A 13,342-nucleotide genomic window follows, 5' to 3' on the forward strand; every position below is an offset into this window, starting at 1 on the left:
CAGTGAATGAGCTATTCACTGGCGACCGTTTTTATAGGTCTTGACTTAACTGGCTAAAATACGTCATTACGTTCTCCGCTAGCCATCCAGTCAGCATTCATCTCCTGAAAACGTAGTGCCACCCGGTTTAAGAAAGGTTCGTCGAGCATGGATGAAAGCGCGCTGGAGTCAGTGAGATCAAGCTCGTTGATCTTATACGTTTGTTCGTACAGGCCAGCTTCTATTTTGACTATATATTTGCTATTCCAGGCGTACAGGCCGATGCGGAAGTGGGGATGTGGAATATCTTGAACAAAACGCATTCGCTAAAAATAAGGATACTGAAAACAATGAACAGTGAAGTACTACCGATACTGTGGCGAAAAACAAAGATAGGTAACGTATTGCGCCGACGTGCGTTTTCTTTATTCTTCGTCCTGTATTCGTCATTATATAATGTTCATTGCACCAACTCTACCGACGAAGCCGCTCAGTTTTTTCTGAGAGGGAATGTGCAGCTACAAAAGCGTGAGTACAAAGAAGCTATTCGATACTATTCGGAGGCCATTGATAAAAAGCCTGATTTTGCGGATGCATATAACAACCGTGGACTGGCCAAATTCAGAAACGATGATCGGGAGGGTGCCTTGGCTGATTATACCCGTGCGATCGAGACCGACCCTGATTTTGAGACCGCTTATTTTAACCGGGCAGCGGCAAGATTAGAGACCGGCGACGCTGCCGGGAGTCTGACGGACCTGCAACGTATTGAAAAACAATACCGGGATTCTACATTTTACTATGTTCGTCTGGGGGATACATACGTACAACTCAACAAACCTGCTGACGCTCAGATAGCCTATGACCGGGCTTTGCAGATAGAGCCAAAAAACGTAGAGGCTTTGACAAACCGTGGGGCGTTATATTATAATCAGAGGGCTTACGAACCGGCCGAAGAGGACATCCGCCAGGCTCTGCAATTGAACCCGGAACAGGATGCAGCCTTGAATAACCAAAGCTTGTTATTGGCGCGGAGAGGAAAGTACGCAGACGCGATGACGTTTGTCGAAAAGGCGTTAGCGCTGCAGCCTCGTCAGCCTTACTACCTCAATAATAAAGCGTACCTGTTGCTGAAACTAAATCGCCCTGCTGAAGCACTCCCCTTGGTAAATGAATCGCTGCAGCGAGATAATCAAAATGCGTGGGCTCATCATACGTTGGGTATGTACTGGCTCGAACAGAAGCAGCCCGCAAAGGCGCTTGCCGAATTCAGACAAGCCGAAAAATTAGACGCTTCCGTTGAGCAACTCTATTATTATATAGGCATGGCTGAATGGGCAACTGGAAACAAAACAGAAGCCTGTGAAGCCTGGAGCCGGGGTGAGCGCGCTGGTGATGAACAGGCCCGCAAAGAAAGGCTGTCTCACTGCCGATGAAAATAAATAAAACCTCAGTGCTGGCCATATAAGGTTTCAACCTGCCGATCATTTTTACTTGTTAGCCAGTCTTCCATCAGCGCATAGCTGGTTGAACAAATTAGCCAATCGGTTACACATTTGGTGTCACTTAGACATTTGTATTTAAATAAGTAATTGTAGTACCTGGTTGAGATAAAAGGCAGACCGCTCTGGTGGAGGGGAGTAGCACCATTCGTTAGCTGGCGCTTTACACGCTATTTTTAGGAAAAAATTGCTCTAAAAGTGGAAAATTCTGTGTTTTGAACAGTAGTTACCTTATATTGTGTCCCTTATACATTATATACATAATACTGTTTGAATACGCTGGATAATTAGTAGGAAATAGCTCATTCATTTCAACTTTTTTCACTAAACCCTCCTTTTAGCCTATGGTCAATTCTACACCAGCCTGGTAGACAACTGAGCCTGGTTTGCCAGTGCTGCCCGCGCATGATTTATTGCTTCACTACGGCTGAAAAGCAGATCCAGCTCTGGGTATAGAATACTTTCGCCGTTCCTAAACCGACAACCTATAAAACCATGTCAAATCATTTACAGGTATATGCTTTTATAAGCAGATTTCTGAGGATTGGTAGTTACCAGCTATTGATACTATCGATCTTCACAATGGGCGTATGGGCGAAAGTGCCCGCCGACCAGCCCGTTTCAGGTACTGTGCTCGATGAAAAAGGCAGTCCGCTGGTTGGAGTTAACATTCAAATCCGGGGAACAAGCCGGGGAACCACCAGTGATGCCAGGGGGGGCTATCGGATTGAGGTGCCAAACGGAAACGCCGTGCTGGTATTCAGCTACATTGGCTACAGAAAACAAGAGATCACGGTTAATAACCAATCGATTATCAACGTATCGCTCGAGGCCGACGCGGGCTCGCTCGAAGAGGTTGTTGTGGTTGGTTATGGTACCCAAAAGCGTTCCTCTCTGACGGGGGCTGTATCAACGGTGACGCCAAAAGAAATTACGGCTCTGCCTGTTCCGAACGTAGCGTCGGCCTTACAAGGGCGCGTACCGGGTGTATCGGTTGTCAACAACGGGGGCCCGGGTAGTGCTCCCATTGTGCAGATTCGCGGAGTTGGCTCGATTAACTACGCATCCGGGCCGCTGTACGTAATAGACGGCGTACCAACGGGCGACCTGAATAGCTTTAACACGAATGACATCGAATCGCTGGAAGTGTTAAAAGATGCCAGTTCGGCGGCTATTTATGGCTCACGGGCGGCCAATGGAGTTATTCTGATTACCACTAAGAAAGGCGGTCGGGATAGTAAAATTCGTGTTACGCTGGATTCGTACGTGGGTACGCAGAGTGCCTGGCGCAAAGTGGATGTCTTGAATCGTGATCAGTATGTGCAATATGCCACGGCGCTTACCACCAATGCGGGTATCGCCTTACCGTCCCGGCTGAGCAATCTGAATACTCCCATTTACGATGGCGCTACGCAGACCTTCGCTCAGACTGAAACCAACTGGCAGAACGAGATTTTTCAAAACGCGCCAATTGCCCAGCACCAACTGTCGCTATCAGGAGGCAATGCCGTTTCTCGTTTTTTTGCTTCCGGAGCTTATTTCAAACAGGATGGAATCATGGTCGGAACGAATTTCGAGCGGGGATCGCTACGTCTGAATTCAGATCACCAGGTAGCTAAGTTCCTGACCATTGGGCAGACCCTGACGGCGGCTTACAGCAACCAGCGGGGCGAAACCACCGGCGACCGCTCGCAAGTGATGCACGCCATTCGCATGATGCCGTACTGGCCAACCACTGATCCCACCAAAGCAGGTGGATACAGCGCGCCAACAGCCGCTGATGGGTCCGATCCGGAAAACCCACTTCGGGCACCTAATATGGACATTACCCGGACGAAGTTCCTCAAGGCCTTTGCTACGGTTTACGCCGATGTCAGGCTAACCAGTTTTCTGAAATACCGGTTTAACTACGGGGTTGATTTGGGCTTTTCCAATGGCAGTACCTTCAACCCGATTTATAATGATGGGTACATTCAGCGGGTATCGGCAACCGTTTCGCAGACCCGCAACACCAACATCTCTCAGGTAATAACCAATCAGCTTACCTTCGATAAAACGTTCGGAAAACATACCCTTAATGCGTTAGCCGTAGTTGAGACCCAGAAAATACTTTCCACTGGCTTTACCGGATCAGGGGTTCGTCCCAACAACGATCTGGATGTGATTCAGGGCGTAAGCAATCCGTCGGTGAGCAGTACAAGAGCCGAAATTGATCTGCTTTCATACGTAGGACGTGTCAATTATGATTATGACGGGAAATACCTGATCAGCGCTTCGATTCGCCGGGATGGATCGTCGTTGTTTGCGCCGGGGAATAAATGGGGGAATTTCCCATCGGCTTCGGTTGGCTGGCGTATCAATCAGGAAAACTTCATGAAAGGGCTCACCAATCTGTCTGAACTGAAACTGCGGGTTAGCTATGGCAAAACGGGCTTCAACGGGATTGCCAATTATGCGTGGCAGTCGCTCGTATCAGCCGATGCAACTCAGTACCCGTTTGGTAGTGCAACAACCTTAGGCTCCTTCTTTAATACGTTGGGCAACACCGAACTGAAATGGGAAACCACCGACATGGTCAATGGCGGTATCGATCTGGGCTTGTTCAACAATAAAATCACGTTTACCGGCGAAATATATAACCGGTTTACGGATGGTCTGATTCTGGCCGTACCGATCCCGAATTCTATTGGTTATAGCAATGCTCCCGTGGCCAACATTGGAAGCATGAAAAACTGGGGCTACGAATTTCAGGCGGGCTATAACTACGCGAAAGGGGATTTACGGTGGAATCTGTCGGCCAATGTCGGTATTACCCGAAACCGCGTGCTGAGTCTGGCAACCCCAACCGCAGCCATTTATGCCGGCCTGAATGCTGATTACGGCGGATTCGACATCACCAAAACAGAAGTTGGCCAACCCATACAGTCGTTCTATGGCTGGAAAGTCGACGGGATTTTCCAGAACCAGGCTGAAATCAACGCAGCAAACGCAGTCGACGGGAACGACAAAACCCTGTATCAGGATAAGGCGGCTCCGGGCGATATCCGGTTTAAGGACATCAATGGCGATGGGAAAATTGACGCCAATGACCGGACGTATCTGGGCAGTTACCTGCCGAATTTTAACTACGGTGCCAACTTTAGCGGTACGTATAAAAACTTCGATTTCACGCTCTACTTACAGGGAACGGCCGGCAATAAGATTTACAACGGTACTAAAGTGGTGACCCAGGGAATGCTACGTTTGTTTAATGCGGGTACGGCTGTGCTAAATGCCTGGACGCCAACTAATACCAATACGGACGTACCGCGGGCCATTAGTGGCGACCCCAATAACAACAGCCGCACATCGGATCGCTTTGTTGAAGATGGCTCATATATGCGTCTCAAAAACCTGACTATCGGTTATTCAATCCCGTCGAAAGCGCTGGGTAGTCTGACGAACAACGTAGTGAACAAAGTTCGGGTGTATGTGTCGAGTCAGAACCTGCTGACGTTTACCAAATACACGGGCTATGATCCGGAGGTTGGTTCCCGGAATGGTACGCTGCTACGTAGTGGTATCGACTATGCGAACTATCCGCAGCCACGTACCATACTCGCTGGTCTTCAGATTACGTTCTAATGGGGCTTTCTCCAGAATCCAAAACCTTATTTTCCATGAAACGGAATTATCTTTTAGTCGGTACTTTACTGTTGGGCGTAGCGATTGGGTGCAATGATAAGAGCCTGGATCAGCTTAATCCGAACGCCGTAACCACCGATAGTTATTTTAAAAATGATGTGCAGATTCGCAGTACGGTAAACGGCATTTACGCAGCCTTGCAGGCTACCAACCTGATTGCTCGTGAGTGGTTCTTCCTGCATGATATGCGTTCGGACGATGTTTCTTCCGGCGGGGGGCAGCTCGAAACACCGCGTAACCAGCTGTTAAATGGGGTACACGACACCGGCAACTCGGTGGTAAGTTCCGTCTGGACGGGCGCCTATCGGATTATTCACCGGGCCAACGTGCTGCTGGATAAATCAGTGCTGGCAACCGGGTTGACGCCCAGCGTGCTAACGCAGGCGACGGGCGAAGCGAAATTTCTACGTGCCTGGGCCTATTTCGAACTGGTCAGCCTTTACGGAGCGGTTCCATTGTACAAAAACTACGTAACGGCGGTAGATGGCTCATTGCCCCGTTCGCCCGAAGCAGAGGTGTATGCGTTCATCATCGCTGATCTGAAAGCTGCGCAGGAGGCTCTCCCCACTACGTATGATGCCGCGAATCAGGGGCGGGCTACGAAAGGCGCGGCTCAGATGCTGCTGGCTCGGGTTTATATGCAGCAGGGTGATTACACCAACGCGAAAACCGAACTCCAGAAAGTGATCAGCTCCGGGTTGTATTCGCTGGCGGATGAGTTCAACGATAATTTCATCGAAGAAACGGAGTTCAACAAAGAATCGATCTGGGAAGTGAACTTCCTCCCATCGGGTGGGTCGTTCAACTGGAACGGCGACGGCGACGGCACGGCGGGAGCCGAAGAAACCGTTCGGACGCAGGAATATTCGGGGATCGGCTGGCGAAACATTATTCCGTCGAACAGCCTGCTTGCTGAGTTCGAAAAAACCAGCAAGGGCGATGCCAAAACTGATCCACGCTACGCCAAGTCGTTTTATACTACCGGCGACAAATTCAACCGCGACCAAAATACGTTGACGGACGCCCAACAGAATGGCTTTAGTTCAACGGTAGATGGGGTCACCCAAAAGGTGAGCTGGCGGAAATTTACCCTCATGTACAAAGCGGGCGTATCAACAACTGGCGGAATCAATCAGCGGATTATGCGCTACGCTGAAACGTTACTGTCGATGGCCGAGTGCGAGAATGAACTGGGGAATCTGGCCAGTGCCATTACGTACCTGAACATGACCCGGCAGCGGCCCAGCGTAGCGATGCCGGTTTACCCAACCGCAAAATATCCTGTTTCGAATAAAGAGCAGGTGTTTGCGGCAATTGTTCACGAACGGCGTGTAGAACTGAGTGGCGAGCAAATCCGCAACCGGGATATTCTGCGCTGGCGGAAGCAGGGTAAGCTGACTACCGAACCACTTTCGTATTTTCAGAAAGGGAAGCATGAGCTGCTCCCCATACCACAACAGGAGATCGATAATAATCCTAAAATTGGTACATCCAGCCAAAATCCGGGGTATTAATTGATTGGGTCGGTCAAGTAAGTTAGCTTGCAAGGACACCGGCGCTCCCGGTGTCCTTGTCATAATAGAGAGAAATTAATCGGGGTATTTATGCGATCCATAAAAACGTGGCTTGTCTGCACAATACTGGTTGGTAGCGGCTTAAACGCCTGCCAGACGTCGACCCCTACGTTATTTGAGCAACTTTCTAGTAGCCAGACCCACATTACGTTCAGCAACACACTAACACCTTCCGAAGCGTTGAATGGGTTTACCTTCACCAATTTTTACAATGGTGGGGGCGTTGGCGTTGGCGACGTTAACAACGATGGGTTTGCCGACGTGTTTTTTACGGGCAATCAGGTCAGTTGCCGACTGTATTTAAACCAGGGAAACCAAACGAAAGACGCTTTTTCCTTTGACGATATTACCGAATCTGCCGGCCTGACGACCGATCGCTGGTGTTCAGGAGTAGCCATGACCGATATCAATCAGGATGGCTGGCTGGATATTTACGTTTCCGTCGCCAGTCACTCTGCTCTGCAACGTACTGAAAACCTGTTGTTTATTAACCAGGGTTTAAAAAATGGCAAACCTGTTTTTCGGGAAATGGCGAAAGCGTATGGATTAGCTGATCCGGCGTTTACGACTCAGTCAGCTTTTTTTGATTACGATCGGGACGGAGACCTGGACGTTTTTCTGCTCAATACCGCCCCCGACTTTCAGAATCCATCCCACGTTCGGCCGGTCGTGTCAAATGGTACGCATCCAAGTACGGGCCGACTATATCGAAATGAAGGCAAAGGAACGAATGGGCATCCGGTTTTCAAAGACGTATCGACCGAAGCCGGAATTACCTACGATGGCCTTGGGCTAGGTCTGGTAATCAGCGATTTCAACAAAGATGGTTATCCCGATATTTATTGCTCCAACGATTTTACCAGCAGCGATATTCTTTACCAGAACGACGGCAAGGGGCATTTTACCAACGTAATAAAACAGGCTACGACGCATACCAGCCTCTACGGAATGGGTGTCGATGCCGCTGATCTGAACAACGATACCTGGCCTGATCTGATGCAGTTGGATATGCTGCCGAAGGAAAACGCCCGGCTCAAAATGATGCTGGCCGGGCAGGATTACGACCGCAAGGAGATGAGCATTTCGCCCCAGTACGGCCAGCAAATGCAGTACATGCGAAACTCACTTCAATTGAATTTGGGCGTGGGTAGCAGGGATGCCACGGCATTGCCGGAGAGTGGCATCCCTGCTACCCACCGCAACACCATGCCTATGTTCTCGGAAATTGGCCTGATGGCGAACGTAGCACAAACCGACTGGAGCTGGGCAGCCCTGTTGGCCGACTACGACAACGACGGCTGGAAAGATATGTACATCACGAATGGCTATCGCAAAAACGTAACCGACCGCGATTTTATCAACTTTACCGAAGATTTTTCCGGCTTCGGTACAACCGAATACAATACGAAAAAACGTCTTGAATTACTGGAGAAAGTTCCTGAGATTCCGCTCGCGCACTACGCTTTCCGAAATACAGGGGGCGATTCCTTCGCTGATGCATCAAAAGAATGGGGGCTCAATACCGAGTCGTTTGCCAACGGAGCCGCCTATGCCGATTTCGATAACGATGGCGATCTGGATCTTGTCGTTAACAACGTTGACGCCGAAGCCCTTGTATACCGCAACCACAGCCGGGAACAGCACCCCGATCAGCATTACCTGAGCATTACGGTACAGGGAGATTCGGCGAACCGTCAGGGAATTGGAGCCAGCGTAACCATCTGGTCGGGGAGGGGAATGCAGTACGCTGAACTCGCAACGGTGCGGGGGTATCTGTCCTCCGTCGCCCCACAGTTACATTTTGGGTTAGGAAAACACGCTACGGTCGATTCACTACGTATCGTATGGCCGGATGGACGCGTTGAGACGAAACGTCACCTGGCTGGCGATCAGCAAATAACCCTGGCCTATAGCCCGAAGAATCCGATCGCGAAACCATCAGGCGGTACATCGGCCAACCAGCTTTTTGTTGACGTAACCGATTCGTTTTCCATTGATTTCGCGCATAAGGAATCGGATTTCGTCGATTTTAAACAAACGGCCGCGATGCACAAAATGCTGTCGCGATCCGGTTTCGCGCTGGCTACGGGGGATGTGAACGGTGATGGACTGGCCGATTTTTTTGTGGGCAGTACATTTCGTGGGAGCGAAGCCTGTTTGTTTTTACAGCATCCTTCCGGTGGTTTTATCAAGAAAGCATTTCCGGACCAGAACAACCAGGAAGCCATCAGTGCGCTGTTTTTCGATGCGGATGGGGACAAGGATCTGGATTTATACGTAGTGTACGGCGGTAACGAGCGCCCTGCTGCGGAAAAAGCATTTTATCAGGATCAATTGTACGTTAATATGGGCAACGGAGCTTTTAGTCCGGCTCCAACTGGTACGTTGCCTGATTTATCCGGAAGTGGCTCCTGCGTGGTAGCGGCCGATTTCGACCATGACAACGATCTGGATTTGTTTGTGGGAGGTCGCCAGATTCCCGGACAATACCCGATGCCTACCCGGAGCTATTTGCTACGTAACGATCTGGCCGGCAACGGAAAAAGCCAGTTTACCGACGTAACGAAAGAGCTTTGCCCTGGGTTGATGCAGGCCGGTCTGGTGTGTTCGGCGCTTTGGACGGATTACGACAAGGACGGCTGGGCCGATCTGATGCTGGCAGGGGAGTGGATGCCGTTGACGATTTATAAAAACGATAACGGCCGATTGAATAATCCCACATCGCCAATCAAGCTGCCAAACTCGGCGGGTTGGTGGAATACCCTGGCGCAGGGCGATTTCGATCATGATGGCGATCTGGATTACCTGGTGGGTAATGAAGGGCTGAATACGTTATATAGGGCGTCGGCTTCCCAACCCGTCAAAATAATTGCAAAGGATTTTAATAAGGATGGGACAATCGATCCGCTGATGGGTTACTACATTAATGGTGTTTGTTACCCGGCCATCCCGCGCGACGCACTGAACCAGCAGGTGATACAGTTTCGGCGGAAGTACCAGCGTTTTGCCGATTACGCAGCCGCTACGTTCGATGAACTGTTAACTGATGATGAACGAAAAGACGCGTATCAGGCCGAGGCAACGTATCTGCAAAGCGCTTACATCGAAAATCTCGGACAGGGAAGATTTGCCCTGCGGGCATTACCCCGTATGGCGCAGGCATCGCCTGTTTTTGGCATTGTTGTCCATGATTTTAACCACGATGGGAACCTGGATGCGGTACTGACCGGGAATTTTTATCCGAACGAAGTGAATATGGGGCGGCAGGACGCTTCGGTAGGCGTTGTTTTGCTAGGGGATGGACACGGGAAATTCAAACCGCTGAGTCCGCAGGAAAGTGGATTGCTGATCCGGGGCGACGCGCGTTCGTCAGCACTCCTTTCCGGCAAAAACAATGAAATGTGGCTTCTGACGGCCGTTAATTCGCAGGGGTTACGATTTAACCGGTGTCTGCCGCCGAAATCCAAACAAATCCCAGGTAGTACGTTTGCCACCGTCTGGCCGACGAAATAACAAAAGTTAGTAGACGTAACGGGTAACTCCGGCCTGCATTAGACAAAGAAGCGGATTAATGACTTTCGTTTCCTCACTGGAGAGCCGCCCCTGCGCGTCGTAGGTTTTTTCAACCATTGAAATCTGCTCGTCTGTGTTCGGGACGTATTCGCTGATCTGACGGCGGTTACCGGCAAACCGATGCTCAAACCGACGGATTTGGTTATCGGTTATTCCAAACCAGGTTTCGCCGATTACCGTATTGTTTCTATAACTGTAGACGACCCGATAGGATAGTTTTTGCTGCGCATCGTACCACCGCTGGCCCGTTTTCTGGCCATCCTTAAATTCATATTCGATATGGCCGGTCAAAATACGCTGTTTAGGGGATTGTTGATGGAAATAGTTTCGTTCTAGGCTTAATACGCCATTCGTATATATATACTCCGATTCGTCGTAGGCTATCCATTGCGCACCAGACCCATACTTATGGTAACGAATTTTACCAACGAGTTGCCCAGCCGGGTTATATGCATAGTCAGAATAAGAAACCAGATCCAGTTTACCCGATGCCGTCTGGGCAAATTGATCTACACGACTCATTTTACCATCCGGATGATACGTATAAACTTCCTGACTGTAGGGATTTTCACAGTTGATCGAATTGCAGAAAAGTTTCCGGGATAGGGGAGCGTCGTCAGTATATGCATTCAGATGCGGGTCAATGCTGAAAGAATCAGGCTCCGTTGATTGACAGGCAGTCAGGGCCAGCAGAAAAAAGAAGAGTATAAGGTTTTTCATGCTAGTAAGAGCAGTTATTCTATCAGGACCCATTTACTCCAGAAACCGTTGGAGCGGTTTCTGCTTTTGCTTCATTTTGTTAAACATCACCTTTTGAGTTAGTCGAGATCGGTTCTCAAGGTTGGTAACCAAACGGCCTGTTAACCGGATGAAAAGTTACTTTTCATCCGGTTAACAGGCCAATATTCTTGGATAAACCCGTGTGCTAGTACTTCAGCGGTGAATAGCTAATCAACGATGTACGGTTACCTGTAAGTAGGTGGCAGGAATACTGGTTGAGTTGCCCGTATTACTTTGATTCTGACTGGCAAATAATTCCTCTAACTCGCGTTGTAGCTCCTGTTCTTTTCCGTTCTTGGCTGCGGCTTCGAACGCATTCATGGTCGGACCGTAATAATTTTTGAAGCGGGCCAGGAACTCATCGGGGGGGAACGGCGCCTGAAAAGTATAGGTAGCCCGTTCAAAGGCGATATTCTCTTTTGGGATGCCCGCCTGTTCGAACCGTTCGATCACCTGATTCTCCACGCCCCACAGCATGGGGCTGATGAACCCTTCTGGTGGTGGTGGCGTGTAAGAGGAGCTAATACGTAGTATCTGGGCAACCAGGGTAGGGTCACCTGGAATCCAGTTCCCCATTACGATCCGACCACCTGGGCGGGTGACACGCACGAGTTCTTTGGCTACCTCGAGTGGTTTAAGAGCAAACATAGCCCCAAAAATGCTGATGACAAGATCAAACGTTTGATCTTTCAACTCACTTAAATCGGTGGCGTCTCCCTGTTGAAAGGTACAATTGGTCAGCCCTTCGCTTTGGGCTCGTCTGTTTCCGGCTTCTACCAAATTCCGGGCGATATCAACGCCTACAACCTGGGCACCTGATTTAGCGGCTGGTATGGCGGTGGTTCCATCCCCGCAGCCGACATCCAGGACTTTTAGCCCTTTCGTGATGTTGAGTCTGGCGACTAAAGCAGCACCACTTTCGCGCATCGTTTCGGCCAGGCGTGTGAAGTCGCCTTTTTCCCATAATACCTGATTTGGATTCATCATTTTGTTGTTTTGGTTGTGTACTAGTTTTTTGTCGCTGCAAAATTCGGAATCCACTACGTCGAAAAAATCACCGGATTCCGTGGTTTTTTGTCACGGAATCCGGTGATTTTTTGGGAAACAGCCGTTACACTTTTCCGATGACTTTTTCTGCTGCGCTATGTTTTTGAAACTAATGTGCTGACAGTCAGGGGATACTTATGAAATGGCAGAAATAAGTCGTTGCGAACGGCAAAAATAAAAACCGAAGGATTGTAACTATAACTATAGTTCTAGTTAAATAGATTTTCCTGTAACTTCTTCAGACGTGTTTTATAAGCTGTAAACTGCCCGTAGTTGTGTCGTTTGCTGGTTGTCAGTTCGAGTAGCTTCGCTGTTTCGCCAGGCTGGAAAAAATCGGGCAGGAGGGAGCGTAGGGTTTCAATCGAGTCGCATTGGTAGTAGGTTACGTTTGCATCAGCGGCCGTGTTTTGGGCATTGTAGCCGTGTGGCGTCTCGAAGAAGGCTTCTAATTCGGGCTGTTGACCCGGTCCGTCAATCATTCGAAAAATATGACCGGCATCGTTATTTAGTAGTACAATTCGCAGGTTAGGAGGGACGGGCGCTGACCATAATGCATTCCGGTCGTAGAAGAAGGCAACATCACCGATCAGAACCGTTACGATCTGGTCGGTTGCCAGGGCGGCGCCAACAGCCGTACTCAGGCATCCGTCTATACCGCTAACCCCACGATTTGAGGCTATGCTGATACGTTGTTGTTCACTAACACCGCAATAATTGGCGTAACGGACGGGCATGCTGTTGGCCAGCTGAAGAACCGAGTCGTCGGGCAAATGTTCCAGTAGCAACTGAGTAGCCGCCCAGTCTGTAATGGGCAGATCGGGCGCAGAGAGGATGGTTTCGACTAATCGGGTGGCCTGTCGGTCTGCGGACTGCCATCGCGAAAGAAATTCTCTTGGGTCGTCATCATCCCCTTGTAAAAACCGCTGATAGTCGATATCAGAAAAGAGTTTATCCAGAAACGGTAAGGGGTCAGCGGGAATAAGCGTTGTTAAGCTCTGGAATGAATCGTTAATGCGATCGACGGTTGGCTGGATGTGCCAGTGACGCCGAGCCGGGTACTGTCGAAAAAAGGTTTTCAGATTTCGGGTCAGGAACGAATTGCCAATCGTAATCAGTAAATCGGGACGTAAAAGCTCTGCATTTTCCTCACTTAACAGTGTTAGGAACGTATCACTATGGGTGATAAAGGTCTCATTGACAGGG

At 49.6% G+C, this 13,342-nt stretch carries 7 protein-coding genes and 1 pseudogene; 4 read left to right on the forward strand and 4 right to left on the reverse strand.

Features of this window, described 5'->3' with window-relative positions; translation table 11 throughout:
- Positions 1-53 precede the first annotated feature (53 nt).
- Positions 54-302, reverse strand: coding sequence for a hypothetical protein (locus tag ACOJS8_RS08045; protein ID WP_420148025.1), 249 nt, complete (start codon positions 300-302; stop codon positions 54-56).
- 27 nt (positions 303-329) lie between these two features.
- On the opposite strand from ACOJS8_RS08045, the gene ACOJS8_RS08050 reads away from it, so the two are divergent.
- The 4 genes from ACOJS8_RS08050 (at position 330) to ACOJS8_RS08065 (ending at position 10,252) form a co-directional block, all read left to right on the forward strand.
- Positions 330-1,415, forward strand: a complete 1,086-nt coding sequence (locus tag ACOJS8_RS08050) for a tetratricopeptide repeat protein (RefSeq protein WP_420148026.1) — start codon at positions 330-332, stop codon at positions 1,413-1,415.
- A gap of 561 nt (positions 1,416-1,976) precedes the next feature.
- Positions 1,977-5,105 (forward strand): SusC/RagA family TonB-linked outer membrane protein, encoded by a 3,129-nt coding sequence (locus tag ACOJS8_RS08055; RefSeq protein ID WP_420148027.1) that lies wholly within the window; start codon positions 1,977-1,979, stop codon positions 5,103-5,105.
- Between the two features lie 35 nt (positions 5,106-5,140).
- Positions 5,141-6,679 carry a RagB/SusD family nutrient uptake outer membrane protein gene (locus ACOJS8_RS08060; protein ID WP_420148028.1) on the forward strand — a complete coding sequence of 513 codons (1,539 nt, stop codon included), beginning with the start codon at positions 5,141-5,143 and terminating at the stop codon, positions 6,677-6,679.
- A 90-nt stretch (positions 6,680-6,769) separates the two neighbouring features.
- Positions 6,770-10,252: a VCBS repeat-containing protein gene (locus ACOJS8_RS08065; RefSeq protein ID WP_420148029.1), complete on the forward strand. Its 3,483-nt coding sequence runs from the start codon at positions 6,770-6,772 to the stop codon at positions 10,250-10,252.
- 6 nt (positions 10,253-10,258) lie between these two features.
- On the opposite strand, the gene ACOJS8_RS08070 is transcribed toward ACOJS8_RS08065, so the two are convergent.
- The 3 genes and pseudogenes from ACOJS8_RS08070 to ACOJS8_RS08080 all read right to left on the reverse strand — a co-directional run.
- Positions 10,259-11,032 (reverse strand): hypothetical protein, encoded by a 774-nt coding sequence (locus tag ACOJS8_RS08070; RefSeq protein ID WP_420148030.1) that lies wholly within the window; start codon positions 11,030-11,032, stop codon positions 10,259-10,261.
- 231 nt (positions 11,033-11,263) lie between these two features.
- A complete protein-coding gene (locus tag ACOJS8_RS08075; protein ID WP_420148031.1) occupies positions 11,264-12,079 on the reverse strand; it encodes a class I SAM-dependent methyltransferase in 816 nt (271 codons plus the stop codon).
- 269 nt (positions 12,080-12,348) lie between these two features.
- Positions 12,349-13,342: pseudogene (locus tag ACOJS8_RS08080) on the reverse strand (2-succinyl-5-enolpyruvyl-6-hydroxy-3-cyclohexene-1-carboxylate synthase); the annotation flags it as partial.

Origin of the sequence: Spirosoma sp. (assembly GCF_048594605.1) — a bacterium.
In the GTDB taxonomy this organism is placed as follows: domain Bacteria; phylum Bacteroidota; class Bacteroidia; order Cytophagales; family Spirosomataceae; genus Spirosoma.